The organism is Alicyclobacillus hesperidum subsp. aegles, assembly GCF_027923525.1.
GTDB lineage: Bacteria > Bacillota > Bacilli > Alicyclobacillales > Alicyclobacillaceae > Alicyclobacillus > Alicyclobacillus aegles.
The window spans coordinates 47,521-66,159 of sequence record NZ_BSBJ01000008.1 but is presented as its reverse complement, the minus strand read 5'-3'; the positions used below and the strand labels follow the sequence as shown (position 1 = coordinate 66,159).

17 protein-coding genes and 1 tRNA gene are annotated in these 18,639 nt (G+C 52.5%); 13 read left to right on the top strand and 5 right to left on the bottom strand.

The window, feature by feature from the left end:
* Positions 1 to 28 precede the first annotated feature (28 nt).
* Both QMF38_RS06580 and QMF38_RS06575 read right to left on the bottom strand, forming a co-directional pair.
* Positions 29 to 589 (bottom strand): hypothetical protein, encoded by a 561-nt coding sequence (locus QMF38_RS06580; RefSeq protein ID WP_058095445.1) that lies wholly within the window; start codon positions 587 to 589, stop codon positions 29 to 31.
* A 15-nt stretch (positions 590 to 604) separates the two neighbouring features.
* Positions 605 to 1,252, bottom strand: a complete 648-nt coding sequence (locus QMF38_RS06575; RefSeq protein WP_058095446.1) for a cobalamin B12-binding domain-containing protein — start codon at positions 1,250 to 1,252, stop codon at positions 605 to 607.
* A gap of 255 nt (positions 1,253 to 1,507) precedes the next feature.
* On the opposite strand from QMF38_RS06575, the gene QMF38_RS14810 reads away from it, so the two are divergent.
* From QMF38_RS14810 to QMF38_RS06555, 5 genes are all read left to right on the top strand, one after another.
* Positions 1,508 to 1,966: a GtrA family protein gene (locus QMF38_RS14810; protein ID WP_058095447.1), complete on the top strand. Its 459-nt coding sequence runs from the start codon at positions 1,508 to 1,510 to the stop codon at positions 1,964 to 1,966.
* On the top strand, positions 1,908 to 2,612 hold the full coding sequence (locus QMF38_RS06570; protein ID WP_198146692.1) for a response regulator transcription factor: 705 nt from the start codon (positions 1,908 to 1,910) through the stop codon (positions 2,610 to 2,612). The genes QMF38_RS14810 and QMF38_RS06570 overlap by 59 nt, the downstream gene beginning before the upstream one ends.
* Positions 2,609 to 4,135 (top strand): sensor histidine kinase, encoded by a 1,527-nt coding sequence (locus tag QMF38_RS06565; RefSeq protein ID WP_058095448.1) that lies wholly within the window; start codon positions 2,609 to 2,611, stop codon positions 4,133 to 4,135. Before QMF38_RS06570 ends, QMF38_RS06565 begins: the two co-directional genes overlap by 4 nt.
* A gap of 115 nt (positions 4,136 to 4,250) precedes the next feature.
* Positions 4,251 to 5,024 (top strand): hypothetical protein, encoded by a 774-nt coding sequence (locus QMF38_RS06560; protein ID WP_058095449.1) that lies wholly within the window; start codon positions 4,251 to 4,253, stop codon positions 5,022 to 5,024.
* Positions 5,021 to 6,235 carry a glycosyltransferase family 2 protein gene (locus tag QMF38_RS06555; RefSeq protein ID WP_058095450.1) on the top strand — a complete coding sequence of 405 codons (1,215 nt, stop codon included), beginning with the start codon at positions 5,021 to 5,023 and terminating at the stop codon, positions 6,233 to 6,235. Before QMF38_RS06560 ends, QMF38_RS06555 begins: the two co-directional genes overlap by 4 nt.
* A gap of 18 nt (positions 6,236 to 6,253) precedes the next feature.
* On the opposite strand, the gene QMF38_RS06550 is transcribed toward QMF38_RS06555, so the two are convergent.
* The gene (locus QMF38_RS06550) at positions 6,254 to 7,114 is read right to left on the bottom strand and encodes a YihY/virulence factor BrkB family protein (protein WP_157057277.1); all 861 of its coding nucleotides are present in this window, start codon (positions 7,112 to 7,114) and stop codon (positions 6,254 to 6,256) included.
* Between the two features lie 297 nt (positions 7,115 to 7,411).
* Between QMF38_RS06550 and QMF38_RS06545 the strand changes: the two genes are divergently transcribed.
* The gene (locus QMF38_RS06545) at positions 7,412 to 8,293 is read left to right on the top strand and encodes a HipA domain-containing protein (protein WP_281758964.1); all 882 of its coding nucleotides are present in this window, start codon (positions 7,412 to 7,414) and stop codon (positions 8,291 to 8,293) included.
* 1 nt (position 8,294) lies between these two features.
* The gene (locus QMF38_RS06540; protein WP_281758963.1) at positions 8,295 to 9,026 is read left to right on the top strand and encodes an HIRAN domain-containing protein; all 732 of its coding nucleotides are present in this window, start codon (positions 8,295 to 8,297) and stop codon (positions 9,024 to 9,026) included.
* 269 nt (positions 9,027 to 9,295) lie between these two features.
* Here the strand turns inward: QMF38_RS06540 and QMF38_RS06535 are convergent.
* Positions 9,296 to 9,371 (bottom strand) — tRNA-Pro (locus QMF38_RS06535).
* Positions 9,372 to 9,584: 213 nt separating this feature from the next.
* On the opposite strand from QMF38_RS06535, the gene pcrA reads away from it, so the two are divergent.
* Both pcrA and ligA read left to right on the top strand, forming a co-directional pair.
* The gene (pcrA, locus tag QMF38_RS06530; protein WP_281758962.1) at positions 9,585 to 11,861 is read left to right on the top strand and encodes a DNA helicase PcrA; all 2,277 of its coding nucleotides are present in this window, start codon (positions 9,585 to 9,587) and stop codon (positions 11,859 to 11,861) included.
* 78 nt (positions 11,862 to 11,939) lie between these two features.
* Positions 11,940 to 13,970, top strand: coding sequence for an NAD-dependent DNA ligase LigA (ligA, locus tag QMF38_RS06525; RefSeq protein ID WP_281759005.1), 2,031 nt, complete (start codon positions 11,940 to 11,942; stop codon positions 13,968 to 13,970).
* Positions 13,971 to 14,017: 47 nt separating this feature from the next.
* Here the strand turns inward: ligA and QMF38_RS06520 are convergent, their stop codons facing one another.
* Positions 14,018 to 14,164 carry a hypothetical protein gene (locus tag QMF38_RS06520; protein ID WP_006445404.1) on the bottom strand — a complete coding sequence of 49 codons (147 nt, stop codon included), beginning with the start codon at positions 14,162 to 14,164 and terminating at the stop codon, positions 14,018 to 14,020.
* 154 nt (positions 14,165 to 14,318) lie between these two features.
* On the opposite strand from QMF38_RS06520, the gene QMF38_RS06515 reads away from it, so the two are divergent.
* From QMF38_RS06515 to gatB, 4 genes are all read left to right on the top strand, one after another.
* Positions 14,319 to 15,299, top strand: coding sequence for an MraY family glycosyltransferase (locus QMF38_RS06515; protein WP_281758961.1), 981 nt, complete (start codon positions 14,319 to 14,321; stop codon positions 15,297 to 15,299).
* A gap of 146 nt (positions 15,300 to 15,445) precedes the next feature.
* Entirely contained in the window at positions 15,446 to 15,748 is a 303-nt protein-coding gene (gene gatC / locus QMF38_RS06510; protein WP_058095452.1) for an Asp-tRNA(Asn)/Glu-tRNA(Gln) amidotransferase subunit GatC, read from the top strand.
* The gene (gene gatA, locus QMF38_RS06505) at positions 15,745 to 17,202 is read left to right on the top strand and encodes an Asp-tRNA(Asn)/Glu-tRNA(Gln) amidotransferase subunit GatA (RefSeq protein ID WP_281758960.1); all 1,458 of its coding nucleotides are present in this window, start codon (positions 15,745 to 15,747) and stop codon (positions 17,200 to 17,202) included. Before gatC ends, gatA begins: the two co-directional genes overlap by 4 nt.
* Positions 17,199 to 18,632: an Asp-tRNA(Asn)/Glu-tRNA(Gln) amidotransferase subunit GatB gene (gene gatB / locus QMF38_RS06500; RefSeq protein WP_281758959.1), complete on the top strand. Its 1,434-nt coding sequence runs from the start codon at positions 17,199 to 17,201 to the stop codon at positions 18,630 to 18,632. The genes gatA and gatB overlap by 4 nt, the downstream gene beginning before the upstream one ends.
* Positions 18,633 to 18,639 lie beyond the last annotated feature (7 nt).

The window sequence follows — 18,639 nt, the reverse complement described above, 5'->3', positions numbered from 1 at the left end:
GCTCGCGATCGGCGATTTTCATGCCCCATCACAATGCCACTTGTGCGTGTTCTTGAATTAATGTGCGCAGGCTATCCAGTTCCTTCAGAATCAGTTCGGCATAGATGCCTTTGCCGATTTCAATCAGGTCGCTATGCAAGATTCCCATCAGTTCTTCGATAGTATGGATAGATTGGTTAATGTGGCTCCAGATCTCTTCTTGTGATTCCTGGGTAGTTTGAATAGACTCCCCGCTGACACGATGCTGTTCCAGTCGCGCCACCGAGTGTAAGACCTCTTCCAAATCGGATTGCCGCGGTACGCAGGCGACAAAGCCAATCGTATCTCCATCCTCTGTCGTGCGCCAACGGTGATACACATCGAACAGGCCAATGCCTTGCGGCATGCAGAAGTTTAACTCGACTTTAATTCCCGACATCGATGGGCACAAAAAGCGGGATAACTTTGTGCGACTGCCGTGATCGATCACGTCAAGGATATTTGCTACTTTTTTGCCGAAGGTCGCTTTTGCCGTGTCGGACATTTGGATCACGTCATAGTTTTCGAAGACGATGAATCCAGGCACAGGTAGATGTTCCAAGGCGTGCATTGCGTGTTCAGACTCCTATTGTGCGTGGGCTTTGGACTGGGCGCGCAGCGCCAGCCACTCTTGCAAGTGTAAGATGTCGTTGATGATCAATGCGCTGTCGCCAACATACGGGCGCAAATCATACATCTGTGTCAATCTGCCGCCAATTAAGAGCGTCGGATGATGGGCGAGGGAGCCCAGTTCTTGCACATACGTCTTCAGCTTCGGTAGATGATAGACTATCGAGACAGACATGCCAATGATGTCTGGGTGCCAACGCAAGGCTGCCAGCAAGGCGTATTCAAGAGGAAGGTCTTTGCCATACAGGCGCGTTTCAAATCCGCATTCCTCAAAACACGACGCTACCATTTTGATGCCGAGATCGTGTTGCTCACCTTCAATACAAAATAACATAGCCTTACCTTGTGTCGGGGGGACCACTCTGCTCGGTTGGCACCGCTTGAGTAGTGCATCGCAGACAGACGACGCCAGGTGCTCATCAGCCACAGAAATCAAATTTGCCTCCCAAAGTTCGCCGATGTGCCGCATCGCCTTGCACAGCAAAACGTCGTAGATATAGGCAAGGTTTGCACCGCCCTGCACGTACGTTTGAATGACTCCCCATGCGGCTGCCTCGTCGCCTTCTAGCAGAGGCTTTACCAATTTGAGTGCGTCAAATACCATGGCGGTCTCCTTATCTATCCGAGTGTTCTATGCGTTGGCATGCAAGTTCCATAAAGCGGGCGAAGATGTGGAAGGATTATAGCGTCAATAGTTCAAGCATAGTCACCCGGTCCAATAGAAGCAACAGGAAGTTTCCGCGCCTCCTGCTACTGTTTTTAGCCTACTTTCAGCTTTTGTTCAGATGTCTTTCAACGAACAAAGACATACTGAGTAGGGTTACTCGTCTCAGGCAGCGGAAAGGGGACGAATCGACGCATGGTGGGCATCCATTTTGCGGGAAGCAAGGTACAGAAGATTGCCCGCCAGGTTCTAGCTTTTAGCTTGGGTGGCGTGCTGAATACCGCGGTCGATTCAGGAGTTTTTTGGATACTGGAACATGGGATGCACTGGGCACCCTGGTGGGCACAAGTGATTTCGTATCTGTGTGGATTTTGCAATAGTTTTCTTTGGAATCGTCGGTTTACATTCGAGCGGAAAGGCATGGATTTGTGCCAGGTTGGCCGCTTTGCACTGGTAAATGCCATCTCCCTTGTCGTCTCCATATGCGCGCTGCTCTGGCTGCGGCACAGTGCCATGCCGATGATGGCTGATAAACTTTGCGTGACGGCGATCACGATGTTGATCAATTTTGCAGGAGGAAAGTGGTGGGTATGGCGTGACAACGACGCAAACACTATACAATCCGGCCCAGATTCGGCTCCTTGTCGTCGATGATGAGATAAGCATCGTTAAGTTTCTTGAACTGGGTCTCAAACGCGAAGGGTATGATGTGCGTATCGCCCAAGATGGTATTCATGCGATCAATCTCGCTCGTCAACAGTTGCCCCATGTCGTGATTCTCGATGTGATGATGCCAGGACCGGACGGCTTTGAAGTGTGTGGCATGCTGAAGCGGTTGGGCGATGTCGCCGTCATTCTGCTCACGGCGCGCGACGCGATCGATGACCGCGTCAAAGGTTTAATGGGTGGTGCCGACGATTATTTGGTAAAACCGTTCAGTTTTCAGGAACTGCTCGCTCGCATTCACGCTCGCGTACGCAATCAGTTTCCACAACTTCTGTTGCGCCGCCAGATTGGTCCCTTTGTCATCGACGACGCTCGCAAGGAAATCTGGTATCGCGACGAATTGTTGCGGCTATCGACGACAGAGTATGAACTTCTGCACTATCTGGTACGCAACAACGGTATTGTTTTAAGCAAAGCGCAAATTTTGGACGCAGTGTGGGGCTACGACTTTGGCGGCCAGGATAATATTGTCGAAGTTTACATCAGTGTGCTTAGGGATAAGCTCTGCGATACGGAAAGAACGCTGATTCGTACGCTGCGGGGGCAGGGATACCGGGTGGATATTGAACGATGATGTTGTGGAGACATGCCAAAACACGGCTGCATGAGCTTGGAGTACGAGTGCGCGAAAAGCCACTGAGTTTGCAACTTGTCATGGCCTCACTGCTGCTGTTAAGCGGCGTCATGGCGATCATCGGCGGCGTGCAGGCCGTGTTCATGCGTCAATTCTTGTACCAGCAGACAGCGCGATCACTACATCAGGACATCATGTCGACGCCAGGACAAGTGTGGATGTGGTTGGCCACACAAGCGGCGTCCTCCACCGCCGGTCCAGCCATACACATGCAGCCCATGCCGTTTCTTGAACCTGGTGGCACCATCGCGTATGTCGATATGACAGGAAACGTTCACCCTATTCTTGCGTCCGCTCGCGTACCCGTGTTGCCGCGCCAAGATTATGAGGCCATGTTGACATTTGGCGTAGGGTTGGCCTCGTACCGCCTTGTTGCGACAAACGTAGGTCAGGAGCTAGTTGTCACATCGATCATTGGTAGACCGGATAACCCTACCGGCCTTGTGCAAATTTCAGTGCCGACCGCGACGCTCAACACCATGGTCTGGCGGCAGTTGCGCCTGTATGGCGTGATTGCATTTGCTGCGCTGGCAGTTGGATCGATACTCTACATTCCCTTGGTTAGGCGTACGCTCGTTCCCTTGCGCCGAGTGGTCGATCACGCTCATCGCTTTAACATTGGCAACCTTGAAGAGCGCGTTCCACTTGCCAAAGGCATGCAAGCAGAAGTCAAGTCACTCGCTACGTCATTCAACGCAATGCTCGATAGAATTGCGACGGCGTTTCAAGCGGAACGTGAAGCTAAAGAGCAGATGCGACAATTTGTGGCCGACGCATCGCATGAATTGCGTACACCATTGACCGCCATCGGCGGGTACATTGAAGTTTTGCTGCGCGGAGGAGAGTTTACGACAACTGAATTACAGGATGCTTTGCGGCAGATGCACGGCGAAACACGGCGATTATCTTCATTGGTTCAGCAATTGTTGGAACTAGCCCAGGTAGATCAAACCGAAGGTGATGCGTATCGCCAATTGCCATTCGGCGACGTTGACATTGCTCGCTTGGTTGTTGACATGAAGCCTATCTTAGAGATGATTGTGCAAGGCCGGGATCTGCGGCTTGAGGTGCCCGTAAGCGCAGTAATGGTCCGTGGAAATGCGGCGGCGTTGAGACAAGTAATCATGAATCTCGTGCAAAACGCAGCCCAACATACATCGCCTGCGAACGGTCGTATTGCGCTCGTTGTGAAGAATGTGCCGGGCAAGGCGCAATTGTGTGTCGCAGACAATGGTGTTGGCGTAGCAAAGGAACATCAAGTTCGCCTGTTTGAACGGTTCTATCGGGTGGACTCCGCCAGATCGCGCGCGAACGGTGGTGCCGGTCTTGGATTGGCGATTTGCAAGTCACTGGTGGAAGTTCATCACGGCGAAATTTGGTGTGAAAGCGAGCCGGGTCAAGGGGCAACTTTTGTGGTCGAGTTGCCACTGAAACCTGCCGTGAGTGAGGATGGACGCGGTTGAGGGGGCAGGAAGATGCAGTTCATAGGCTCAATTCTCTTCTATTATCTTGCTGAGAATCGATTGTTGATTATATAATCGTGCACAATGGATTTCGTTATCATGAGGAGGACTCCCGTTGCCCAAAGCGAAATTGGCCATGACCATCTCTCTGGCTGTTCTCTGCATCCCAATCACATGGACATTATCCGGAATGCTGCCGCAAGCCATCTGGGAGTGTTTGGTCGCTGTCGTGGTCGCCTCGGCGTTTGTCTATCTATTTATGGGCAATGTAGCTTCGTTCGTGTGGTTGGCGGCACAGATATTTATCACAGGTTCCGGTGTTACAGTTTATGCATGGCGAAGAGGTCTCGCGATGGGAGGGGAGTGGCGATGGATTGCCTTACACCTTCTCTATGTCATGTTGAGTGTGTCTGTATGGCTTTGTGTTTCCTTCCTGAAAGGAATGGCTGAGCAACTACTCCATTTACATTCCAAAGTAAATTCCTTGGAAAAGACGGTATCACAAGATGGTCTATTGACCGCGCACGAGTTTGTGTATCAGGTGGACGCGGCGCTGAGGAACATGGCACGCCGAGAGGAGACTGGCTACCTGCTTATCCTTTGCGTACGTGCCAAGCATAGCAAAAATGCCCTTTTTCACTCGTTGGCGAGTGCGGCAGTGCAATCCGTGCGTGAACGATTCGATCTTGTCGGTGTCATTGACAATTGTATTTATATGTTGTTGCAACGAACAGAAGGAGAAGGTGTTGACACGGTATTGGAGCGCATAGCGGCGCGGATGGGATCGTATATCATCCCTTCGTTTAGAGATTGGGTCGACGTGGAACGCATACCGCTGCCAGTGGGAGCGACCGTCGAATCCATAGGACTGCAGGAGTACTTGGCATGAGCGCGCTCCTTCTTTGCATTTCGGGGCTCTTTTGGTTGCTCTTGATGTATTATGCGGGTCTTGATGTGCTTGGCGTCGCCTTTCGTACTCGGCAGTCGCCACACCCAACACTGAACAGTTACCCAGCCGTATCGATATTGATTCCCGCGCACAACGAGGGCAAGGTCATCGCACGAACGCTTGAGGCGATGGTGCGCTTAGAATACCCGGGGGAATTGGAAATTCTGGTCTTGAACGACGGTTCTACGGATAATAGTGGGGAGATTATCGATGAATTTGCCCGTACGTATCGATGCGTTCAGCACGTGTCAGTACCTGAAGGCTACCCAAAAGGTAAGGCGCGTGTGCTAAACCATGGCCTGACGCTCGCGAAGGGCGATTGGATAGCTGTATACGATGCGGATAATCAGCCTGAACCCGACGCTTTACGGCTCTTAGTCGAGGCCAGCTTGTCGACCGTTGGAGCTGTCGGCGCTGTCGGCTATGTGAAGACCATTAACGCAGAAAAAAATTGGCTAACGCGAATGATTGCCATTGAGTTTTCCGTGTTCCAGCTTCTCATGCAGTCAGGACGCTGGTCGGCAATGAAAATAGGCTCACTTACGGGAACGAATATGATTGTTTCAAAGGAGGCGTTACGTAGCGCAGGGGCCTGGGATCCCTATGCATTGGCGGAGGATGCGGATTTGACCATGAAGTTGACTGCAGCTGGCGGACTTTTGCCCGTAGTGCCGCAATCTCGTACTTGGGAGCAGGAGCCTGAAACGTTTCGTGTCTGGTTTCGACAGCGAACACGATGGATGCAAGGGAACATATACTTGATTGAAAAGATGGTTCGTCTTCCTGAGTGGCGAAGGGGCCGAGTCGTTGCTCACACGTTGCAACAACTGTCTGTGTATATCGTGTTTGTCTTCTTCTTGCTCGTTTCAGATCTTTGGTTTGTATTAGGCGAATTAGGTCTTGTGCATACACATTCGGATATTCCTTTGCTCGTGATGTGGTTTGAGTCACTCCTTTTTTACATTGTTCAATTAATTAGCGCAGAGGCACTTGATGGATTGCTGAGTTTGCCTAACGTACTGATGGCAACGCTGATGTATTTTACGTATGCTCAGATATGGATTGTATTATTGGTGCGCGCTGCCTGGAAACATATTCGGCAACGGCGTAGCCAGGCAATGCCAGTCTGGGACAAAACGATCCGCTTTTAAGGTGAAAACAGGCATGTATCAGGCCGGCGAGCGATGAAGTTCTCTCGTTTTCTGGTTACCCGGCTCCCTCATCAGTTCGTGTACTGTCACTGCAACCTCCGCGCCTATCAGTAGGATGATACAGACAATGTAAATCCAGAATGTAAGCAACATGACGAACGTAAAGGCTCCGTACAGAATGGAATAGGAACCTAAATGGTGGGTATAAATCACATAGCCAAAGCGGCTCAGGTAGATAAAAACAGTCGCAATCAGCGCGCCCACGACCAAGGGTACATTGCTCAGTCTACGGGAAGGTAGGATCCGGTAACAACAGTAACACGTGATGAACAGGACAATGGGAAACACGATCTGCCCAAGATGATGTAATCCATGTGTTGCTGATGCGTTCGTCAGGTGCGTGATGGTGACCAGGAAGATTGGCGATATCCACGTTATGAGTGATGAAGCGACGGTGAGCACAAGCAAAATCCCCATCATGACAAAACCAACGACGTACTGAATCCAAAAGGAGCGGCGTGTCTTCACTTCGTAAATTGTATCAAGCACCTGTTGAAGGGTTACGAATCCACCAATGGCACCCCATAATAATCCGATGATCCCAATGACCCGAATGTCTGCGCGATACATGGTGAGATGGTGAATGGTTGTCGCTGCAAATGTTGCCCCCGTGGGTATGGGCGGTATGTACGACTGCAAAACACCTTCGATGAACCGGGCAACTGTGGTATTTGGGACAAACAGCGAAGCAATGAATATCAGCAAGGCACACACCGGCATGAGTGAAGAGAACCCGAAGAAAGCGATGATGGCAGCCAATGAGCCGATATTGTGTTTGATCACGGCGCGAATAAGCCTTGTAAAAAATGTTTTTATCATATGTACAGTGTTACCCAATTGCGTTTGAACAATAATATGGAGCCTGATACGTAAAGGGATTTTTGAACTTGACCACAGGATCCTATTACGTCTGAGAAGTGATCGTAAGGTACTATTTATCATAATTGGGTCATGTGGTTTTTATAGTCAACTTAACATCTATCCTCAGGTGTTCAAGGTTCTTTGAACATACGAGGTTTCATTCATCGAATTAAATAACCAGAATATCACATGTGTGCAACGTGTTTTGCGGTTTGGTTCCTTGTAAGATTTTTTGGGGTATAATTTGAGTATTAGGTGGCAATTCCGACATGGTTTTTGGCACGGAGAATGTTGATGCAAATCCTAGATATAGCGGGTTGGGTCATCGATGAAGACCGGCAAGCGCCGGGTACGAGACCTAAACGTTGGGTAGTGAATCCTGATGATGGAACTCAATGGTTGTTCAAACTTCCTCGTGAAAATACGGGTGAGGCCTGGGCCGAACAGATTGCTTCAAAAATTGGACGTGCAATCGGCTTGAAAACGCCCGAGACTTCTTTGGCCATATCCGGGGATTCAGTTGGTTCGCTCTCACTCAACTTCATTAAGCCTGGAGATGAGTTCTTCGAAGGTGGGGACCTTATCAGCAGAATGTATACGGCCTTCGACCGATACAGTCTCAACGATTACAACATTAGTGTAATTGTTGAGGTTTTGCAAGAATACGGATTGGATAAGGATTTCATGGCGATTCCTGTATTCGATGCTTTTATCGGGAATCAAGATCGACATTGCGACAATTGGGGTATTATCCGGTCTCGAGACACGTTTAAACTTGCACCGTTGTACGATAATGGGTGTTCCTTAGGCCATCTTGTAAAAGATGAAGACATCCCTGACATGTTAAGGGATGAAGAGCGGTTCTTGGGATTCATTCGCCGAGGTAAATCGTTGATTGGGTTGCCGGATCGAAAGAAGCCTAAGTACCTTGAACTTTTGACCCACATACAAATGAAATATCCGAATGTAGTCTTCAAGAATTTAGAGTGCTTGGAATCCTTAACAGACAGTGCTTTAATTGCGATCCTGAACGAAGTGCCCGATGCCTACATGAGTCCTATCAAGAAGGACTTTGTGCATCATCTCATAAACAAACGGAAGAACTGGATTTTAAACTGGAGAAGAAATGTGGGATAAAATGCTGAAAAACCAATCTGAGCTTTGGCTGATTTGGCAAAATCCGTTTTCCAGGCAACGGTATCATGTAGGTACCTTGGTTCATGATGCATCCGGATATTATTTTACTTATAGGACGCAAGGGCAGCGCTCTGTTCAGGATGCCCTGATGGACGGGTATCAACCTCATCTGTCTTTTCCCGATCTAAATAAGGTCTACCAAGCACCAAATCTTTTTGCGGCATTTGCCAGACGTTTACCTGACCCTAGGAGGTCAGATTTCAAGACTATTTTGTCTGAACTAGGGTTACCTGGCGACTACACACCAATGGATTTATTGAATGCTACTGGTGGACGGGTGGCCACTGATACCTATGAGTTTGTTAAACCTGTTGAAACCCATTTCGGGGAATTCGCAATTGAGTTTTACGTAGCGGGATGGCGCTATTACGACGGTGATGCCGTTGTCGGACAATTGAGCAACGGGCAGACTGTTAACTTAAAGTCGGAACGGGATAATCCGAGGGATGGTAATGCTGTAGTAATTCTCAGTTTGGGAAATCGGAAATTAGGCTATGTTCCTGCTTATTACAGTTGGTTTATGAATGAGGTCATCAGGACCAAGAGCGATTTCAGTGCAGTGGTTAAAGAGTTCAATCCTAACGCTGATGAAAAGAGCAAGTTACGGATTGAAGTTCGAGGTAGACTGCGTAGGAATGCCCCTACGTTTTTATCACAACTGTGTGCAGTTTAAAACGGAACAGTCGCTTACAGCGACTGTTTTTTAGATATCCTCTGCAATCTCTTGGTACCTTCCTCCGCTCTATCTGTGAAATTGTGCTCTTTGTCACCCCACAAGTCTTTCACAGATACTTGAACAACATAAAAAATCCACTTCCTTTCTTTGTTTTAACTACAGAAAGGAAGTGGTCGTTAGGAATAAACGTTGAGAATAAAACAGTGGTCAGGGTGACCACTGTTTTATTCCTTCAAAAATCCACGAAAGCCAGTTGTATCAGGGTTTGGTCGGAATGACAGGACTCGAACCTGCGACCTCACGGTCCCGAACCGTGCGCTCTACCACCTGAGCTACATTCCGTCGCATCCACGCTTATTTACGTCCTTCAAAAACGGACAAGTAGTAATATAGCAGATGGCCATTTCAGAGTCAACACATTTAATTCATACGGATTTGTCCAACGGCGTGTTCGAAAACCGACGGAATGAGGCGAACAAATGATCGCCTTGGGTGGACGAAACTGTTATACTCGTGTGTAGTATAGCGCAGCGGCGCGCGAAAGGTGATGCGTACGTGGCACGGACGGAGCTGGATACAAACTCGATTGTGCACGGTTTAAACGATGAACAAAAACGGGCGGTGCAAACCACAGACGGCCCGCTGTTGATTCTGGCGGGTGCTGGCAGTGGTAAAACAAGCGTATTGACGCGGCGAATTGCCTATTTAATTGCCGAACGACGGGTGCCGCCTTGGGCTATTCTCGCCATTACGTTCACAAACAAGGCTGCCCGCGAGATGCGCGAGCGGATCGAGCAGCTGGTGGGGGCAGTAGCGAGTGACATTTGGACGTCGACATTCCATGCGTTGTGTGCTCGTATTTTGCGCAGAGACATACAACATCTCGGCTACTCGACTGCCTTTACAGTGCTTGATGCGGCGGATCAGCTTTCCGTCGTCCGCCGCGTGATGCACGACATGAATATCGATGTGAAAAAGTATGATCCACGGGCGGTGCTTCACCAAATCAGCCAACATAAAAATGAATTGCGATCCGCCACGCGGGTTGTGGACCAAGCCGGATCGCCCTATGAAAAGCTGATCGGTCAGGTTTATCAAGAGTATGAACGTAGACTCAGAGAGAATCAGTCGCTCGATTTCGATGATCTGTTGCTGAAAACCGTAGAGCTTTTTCGATCCGTCCCGGATGTGCTGAACTACTACCAAAACCGCTTTACACACATCCACGTCGACGAGTACCAAGATACGAACCATGCACAGTATGTGCTGGTCAAGATGCTTGCAGAGAAACGCAAGAATCTGTGTGTAGTCGGCGATTCGGATCAATCCATTTACGGATGGCGAGGTGCGGACATCCGCAATATTCTCGATTTCGAGCGGGACTACCCGAATGCGACGGTCATTCGCCTTGAACAAAATTATCGTTCTACGGGACGGATTCTGCGCATTGCCAACCAGGTGATTCAAAACAACCAGTTGCGGCGCTCGAAAAACTTGTGGACAAGCGCGGGTGAAGGCGAAAAAGCGCGCCTGTATCACGCCGCGGACGAACGGGCTGAGGCTCAATACGTCGCAGATCAGATCGAACGACTTGCGCAGAACGGACGCACTTATGCGGACTTCAGCGTCTTGTATCGGACAAATGCTCAATCGCGCGTGATCGAAGAAGTGTTTCTGCAGAGGGGCATTCCGTATCGGATTTATGGCGGCGTGCGGTTCTACGAACGCAAGGAAATCAAGGATGTCCTTGCGTATCTTCGGTTGGTCGCCAATCCAGACGACGACGTTTCGTTTTTGCGCGTGGTCAACGTGCCAAAGCGGGGAATCGGCGATACATCTTTAGAACGGCTCGAAACCTATGCACGTGAACACGGCACATCGCTCTTTCGGGCGGCAGAGCACGCTGGCCAAGCGGGTATCGCACGCAAGGCGGCGACGGCGTTGGCTCAATTTGTCGATCTCGTCCTCCTTTTGCAACAGCAGCGTGCATTTCTGCCGCTGACCGACTTGGCAGAGCAGTTGCTTGAAAGATCGGGTTATCGCGATGCCTTGGCTGCGGAAAAGACGTTGGAAGCACAGAGCCGACTGGAGAACCTGGACGAGTTCCTGTCGCTGACGCGCGAGTTCGATGAGAATGGTGTCAGGGACGGAGAAACCGGTGCACTTGAGCAGTTTCTAACGGAAGTCGCGCTCGTTTCGGATACGGATTTGGCAGGTGGCAAGCCGGACCTGAGTGAATCCGCAAACGAAGTCATCATGATGACCCTGCATGCCGCGAAGGGCTTAGAGTTTCCGGTGGTTTTTCTCGTCGGCATGGAGGAAGGTGTATTTCCGCACAAAAGAGCGCTTGATTCCCCGGAGGAGATGGAGGAAGAGCGACGTTTGTGCTATGTTGGCGTCACGCGGGCGAAGGAGCAATTGTTCCTTACGACCTGCAGCAATCGCATGATTTTTGGCGAGCGCCGCTTTTTCACGGCGTCCCGCTTTTTACGTGAAATGCCTTCGACGGATATCGATCACGACGGGTTGTCTACGTACCGCGCCGCGGAGCCTGCGTCTGGAAAGGACGACGCATCGCGGAGGCTCAATCGAGACGGCGAACCAGCGCGTCTTGGCTCCCGTGTCGTGGTTCCGCAGTCCTTTGGTGCCGATCTCACGGTGCCATACAACCCCGGCGATGTGGTGGAACATCGCAAATGGGGGCGGGGCGTCATTATATCCAAACAGGGCGAAGGCGAGCAGCTCGAGTTAATGGTGCGGTTTGCCGATCCGATTGGCGAACGTAAACTGTTTGCGAAGTTTGCACCCATCCAGAAAATCAGTGAATCGTAATGGAGCAGACAGGGTGTACGGTGTTTGGCACAGCACCCACATATTATCGATTGCAGTTGGAGGATATCGATGATGAGCATGACGCTCGAAGAAGCGAAATCGCGCGTGAAAGAGTTGCGCGAGCAAATCGAGTATCACAATCGGAGGTACTACCTCGAGGATAAGCCGGAGATCACAGACGCGGAATGGGACTCGTTGATGCGGGAACTGCTGCAATTAGAGGCTATGTACCCAGAATTGGCCGATCCGACGTCGCCGACACAACGCGTTGGTGCCCCGGTGGCCGAGGGATTCACCAAGGTCGAACACGAAATTCCCATGCTTTCCCTCGCAAACGCGTATTCCGCCGGGGATCTGCTCGAGTTTGACAAGCGTGTACGCCAGGTGGTGGGCGATGCGGTTCGCTATGTCTGCGAATTGAAGATCGATGGGCTCGCCGTCTCGTTGCGCTATGAAAACGGCGTTTTGGTGCAAGGGGCCACCCGCGGCGATGGCGAGGTTGGTGAGGACATCACCCCGAACATTCGTACCATTCGCAACGTACCCCTGCAACTCAATGAACCCGTGAGTATTGAGGTGCGAGGCGAGGCGTATATGCCAAAGCGGGAATTTGCGCGTCTCAACGAGTTGCGTGAGGCGCAGGGCGAGCCGTTGTTTGCGAATCCGCGCAACGCAGCAGCCGGATCATTGCGACAGTTGGATCCTGCTATTGCGGCCTCACGCAGGCTCGGTGTAATTGTATACCAATTGGCACAGCCGGGCGAACACGCGGTAGAGACACACAGCGAAGCCTTGACCTACGTCGCGCGACTAGGACTGCCAGCCCACGGCGAGCGCAAACTGTGTCGGGACATCGAAGAAGTCGTGGCGTATATCGAGGAGTGGGCGGAGCGCCGCCACCAACTTCCGTATGCGACCGACGGCATGGTCATTAAGGTTGACGATCTCGCTTTGCAAGATGAGCTTGGCTTTACAGCAAAGAGCCCACGCTGGGCGATTGCTTATAAATATGCTGCGGAACAGGCAGAGACCACGCTGAGGAGCATTGAGCTCACCGTTGGTCGTACGGGTGCGGTCACGCCTACAGCCGTGTTTGATCCCGTGCAGTTGGCTGGTACTACCGTCTCGCGCGCCTCGCTGCACAACGAGGATTTGATTCGGGAAAAGGACATTCGCGTCGGGGATGTCATTGTCGTGCAAAAGGCGGGGGACATCATCCCTGAGGTCATCCGCGCGCTGCCAGAGCGGCGCACAGAAGAATTGCCGATGTTTCGGATGCCAACCACCTGCCCGCAGTGCGGATCGCCCTTACAAAAACTCAATGGAGAAGTGGCGTGGCGATGCATGAACCCAGACTGCCCTGCTTTGCTTCGCGAGGGGTTGATCCATTTTGCGTCACGGGATGCTATGAACATTGAGGGGCTTGGCGAGCAGTGGATCGCCATCCTATTGGAACGCGGCCTGGTGCGCACGTACGCAGACTTGTATCGCTTGAAAAAAGGAGACCTTCTACAGCTTGAACGGATGGGCGACAGGTTGGCCGACAAGTTGTTGCGCGCGATTTCGGATAGCAAGCGCAACTCGTTAGAGCGTCTGTTGTTTGGCCTTGGTATCCGGCATGTCGGGGAAAAGGCGGCGAAGACCTTGGCCGAGCAATTTGGCACCATGGACGCTTTGATGGTTGCCGATATGGATTCGTTGATGCAGGTATCCGATGTAGGACCAAAGATGGCGGAGAGCATTCGTCTGTATTTCGCCAATCCAAGCGTGCAACAGCTCATTCGGGAACTCAAAGAGCTCGGGCTGAATATGGAGTACCTTGGCGCACGTGCCGTGACCGATGGGCCGTTTGCAGGAAAGACGGTCGTGCTGACGGGTGTTTTAGCACAGGCGGATCGCAAACAGGCGGCGGCGTGGGTTGAGCAATTGGGTGGAAAGGTCTCGTCAAGCGTCAGTGTCAAGACGGATATCCTGATTGCCGGGGAGAAGGCAGGCAGCAAACTCGCCAAGGCGCAGGAGATTCTCGCAACACATCCGAATGCGACACTACAAATTCTTGATGAAGCCGAATTTTTGCGGATCGTCGATGAGGCTGGAGTGCGGGGCTAACCATGCAAAGGGGCTGGGAATACCCAGCCCCGGCTGCCAGATTGCGTTTACTGCCGCGACTTCAAAAATTCGGGTACCGTCAGCTTTTCTTCCGTTTGAGCATGAAAAAATGCGATCCGATTGGAGTAGCGACCGGCGATGAACGCGATCGGAAGAGCGATGAGAAGACCGATGATGACGTCATGGGTAGGCAATGTCGTGCAGCCCCCTTGCGTAGAATGGTGTTAGCCTGTTCGCTTCATGTCTATGTCCCACATCAAATGCCCATGACTGACCATCGCGAAATTCAAGCGGACAGCTATCGAACTTTGGTACAATCGGGTCGGTAAGGAGATTTGCCTCGTCAGGATGGGAGGTCGCATCGCCGGCATGGTTCCTGGATGGTATCTGTTCGTCTGTTGCGCAGTTGCTGCGCTTATCTCCAACTTTTCAATCCCGTTTATCCGTGCGTTTGCCCTGCGTACCGGGTTTGTGGATCGCCCAAACCAGCGCAAGATTCACCGTGAACCGATTCCGCTCCTTGGCGGACTCGCCATATACATATCATTTGTCGTCGCCGCAGGTGTCCTTGGGCATCGGCACTCAACTTATTGGGGCATTACGGCTGGCGGCTTCATCATCTTTGGCATTGGTGTTCTGGATGATTATTACAAGACTCGCGGGCGTGATTTTAAGGCTTGGCCGAAATTCCTTATGCAAATTGCCGCAGCCATCGTCCTGGTGCTCTTTCACGTGCGCATCAGTGGGGTCAACCTCCCATTCGCACATATGTATTACGCTTTCCCGGGCTGGTTGTCGGCTGTTGCCACCGTGTTTTGGGTCGTCGCCGTTACCAACATGATGAATTTTCTCGACGGTGTTGACGGCTTGGCCGCTGGCATTGCAGCCATTTCCGCTTTGACGCTAGTCTTTATCGCCCTGATGAAGGGCCAGGATATGATGGCCATGCTCGCCATTTCTCTGGTCGGTTCCGCTCTCGGCTTCCTCAAGTACAACTTCCATCCGGCCCGCATATTCATGGGGGATGCCGGAGCGACATTCCTCGGTTACGCCTTGTCAGCCATCGCAGTCGATGGCGCTTTTAAAAGTGCGACCATTGTCTCCTTGGCTGTGCCGATGCTCGCCTTAGGCGTTCCCATCCTCGACACGTTATGGGTCGTCTCGCGTCGATTTAAAGAACGCCGTCCCATTTACATCGCCGACAAAGGACATACGTTTCACTTATTGATGAAATCGGGACTGAATCAGGTGCAGACAGTCGCCATCCTGTACCTCGTCGGCGTCTGCTTTTCACTCGCCTCCATTCTGGTTGAAATTGTTTCGCACTAGGCCGCGCACAGGCGAAGCTTTGCGCGGCTATGCTATAATCCCGAAAGGAACTGCGCGTGGACAAGCCAGTAAAACGAGGGCGCAGCAACAATCTGTTTGCGGCCCGTGAAGCTTGGGCTTGACGGCGAATTGAAGGAGGATACCCGTTGAAAATCACTGCAGAAACGGTCAGCCATGTCGCCCGGCTGGCGCGGCTCGCGATGCCTCCCGAGGATCTGAGGCAATTGGCGCCGCAGTTGAGCGACATTCTCGAATACGCGGAACAGTTACAACAGGTTCAACTCGACGGCGTGGAGCCGACGAGCCATCCTTTCCAAGAGGTTAACGTCCTACGCGACGATGTCGTGCGCCCGAGCCTCCCGCGCGATCTCGCTCTCGCCAACGCACCGGAGGCAGAGGCTGGGCAGGTTCGCGTACCCGCGGTGTTGGAAGGAGGCGGCGGTGCATGAACGGGAAGACCGTCAAGGAGATTCTTACATCCATTCGCCAGGGCGAGACGAAGTCACGCGATTGGGTGCAACAGTCGCTTTCGGCGATTGAGCAAATTGATGGCGAACTAAAATCGTTTTTGCTTGTCGATCCCGAAGCCGCGTTGCAGACGGCGGATCGAATCGACAGCGGACAGGCGTCCGAGGGTGCGCTTTTGCGTGGCGTTCCGTATGCATTGAAGGACAACATTGTGACGAAAGGCGTTCGTACCACGGCAGCCTCACGCATACTTGAAAATTACATACCACCCTACAGTGCGACGAGCGCGCAAAAACTCGAAGCCGCAGGCGGCGTGATGGTTGGCAAGACCAATATGGACGAGTTTGCTATGGGTTCTTCGACAGAGACGTCCGCGTTCCAGAAGACGGCCAACCCGTATGGCAAGGAATACGTTCCTGGCGGCTCCAGCGGTGGGTCCGCAGCTGCCGTCGCGGCAGGGCTTGTCCCATTCGCGCTCGGTTCGGACACCGGCGGTTCGATTCGTCAACCGGCCGCATTTTGTGGATGTTTCGGTCTCAAGCCGACCTATGGGCGCGTCTCGCGTTACGGCTTGATCGCCTTTGCGTCATCACTAGATCAAATTGGTCCCTTCACGCGCACAGCGGAGGACGCGGCGATTGTCTTGAACGCCATCTGTGGACATGACCCGATGGATTCCACCTCGGCGCGCGGGCAGGGCGAGATCGACTTCACGGAAGGCATCGATGCAGGGGTTAAGGGGATGCGTATCGGCATTGTCCGCAACCTGCCGGAGGAGGGGCTGGATCCGGCCATCAAGGCTGCGGTCGAGGAAGCCATTCGCACCCTGGAACAGGCCGGTGCGCAAGTGGTCGAAGTCGAACTCCCGCATATGGAGTACGCCGTGGCCACGTACTATCTCATCGCGCCCGCCGAGGCGTCGTCCAACCTCGCGCGGTTTGACGGCGTGCGCTACGGGCGGCGTGCCGAAGCGAGCGGCGTCATCGACATGTTTGAGCGCTCGCGCAGTGAAGGTTTCGGTATGGAGGTAAAGCGGCGCATCATCATCGGCACATACGCGCTGTCCTCCGGCTACTATGACGCGTACTACAAGCGGGCGCAGCAGATGCGCACCCTGATTCGCCAGGATTACGATCGCGCTTTTGCCCATTGCGACGTCATCCTCATGCCGACGACGCCGACCACTGCGTTCAAGTTCGGGGAGAAGGCGGACAACCCGTTGCAAATGTACTTAAACGACATCTATACGATCCCGGCAAACCTCGCAGGGCTGCCAGGAGCCAGCGTGCCCTGTGGTTTTGCAGGAGGACTTCCGATTGGCTTGCAAATCCTTGCCAAGCCGTTTGATGAAAAGTCGATTTTGCGCGTCGCGCACGCCTATGAGCAATTGCGATCCTTTGCGTGGCAACGGCCGGTGTTGGGGGTGGCGGAATGAACTACGAAACGGTCATTGGCCTCGAAGTGCACGTTGAATTAAAGACGGCTTCGAAGATTTTCTGTGGTTGTAAAAACGACAGCAAGTCGGAGCCGAACACAAACGTCTGTCCGGTTTGCATGGGCCATCCTGGCGCCCTTCCCGTGCTGAACAAAAACGCGCTTGAGCTCGGCCTGCGGGCAGCGCTTGCGCTCAATTGCCAGATCAATCAGCATTCGAAATTTGACCGCAAAAACTATTTTTATCCGGATTCGCCCAAAGGGTATCAAATCTCGCAGTTTGATAAGCCGATCGGCGAGCACGGATACATCGAGATCGAAGTGGGGGGCGAGCGCAAACGCATTGGTATCACGCGTTTGCACCTCGAGGAAGATGCCGGCAAGTCGACGCATGCCGCCGATGGGTCTCACACATTGGTCGACTTCAACCGCACCGGCGTGCCACTCATCGAGATCGTGTCAGAACCAGACATTCGATCCCCGGAAGAAGCTCGGTTATACCTAGAGGCTTTGAAGAGCATCATGGAATATTGTGATGTGTCTGATTGCCGGATGGAAGAGGGATCGCTGCGCTGTGACGCCAACATTTCCTTGCGTCCGGTCGGTTCGACGACGTTTGGTAACAAGGCCGAGCTTAAGAACATGAACTCATTCCGCAATGTTCAACGCGGCCTGGAGTACGAGGTGGAACGCCAGCGCGAATTGTACGAAGCTGGTGAGTCAGTCGTTCAGGAAACGCGTCGCTTTGACGAGGCCACGCAGACGACCATTTCCATGCGGTCAAAGGAAGAAGCGCACGACTATCGCTACTTCCCTGAGCCTGATTTGGTCGATCTCGATATTGATGACGCCTGGCTGGCACAGATTCGGGCTTCCATCCCTGAGCTACCGGCAGCGAAGCGCCGTCGCTACGAGGAGGAACTTGGCCTGCCGGCATACGACGCTGGCGTTCTCACGGCAGATCCGAAGACAGCCGCGTACTACGAACAGGTGCTTGCGGCCGGTGCAGATGCCAAGGCGGCAAGCAACTGGGTCATGAGCGACATCTTGGGCGCCCTGAACAGCGAAGGGAAGACGTTCGCCGAATGCCCCATCACGCCTGAGAATCTCGCGGGTCTTATCGGCGAGATCGGGAGCGGGAAGATCTCATCGAAGCAGGGGCGTGAAGTATTCAAGGCGATGTGGGAAACGGGTAAGAGTGCCGCTGCCATCATTAAGGAGCAGGGGATGGAGCAGATCAGCGATGTCGCCGTGCTGGGGCCGATTCTCGATGAGGTGATTGCCCATAATGAGAAGTCGGTCGCCGACTATAAGGGTGGCAAGGATCGCGCATTGGCGGCGTTGGTGGGCCAAGTGATGAAAGCGACGAAAGGCAAAGCCAATCCTGCGCTCGTCAACCAATTGCTGATTGAAAAGATCAATGCCTTGTGATAGGCAA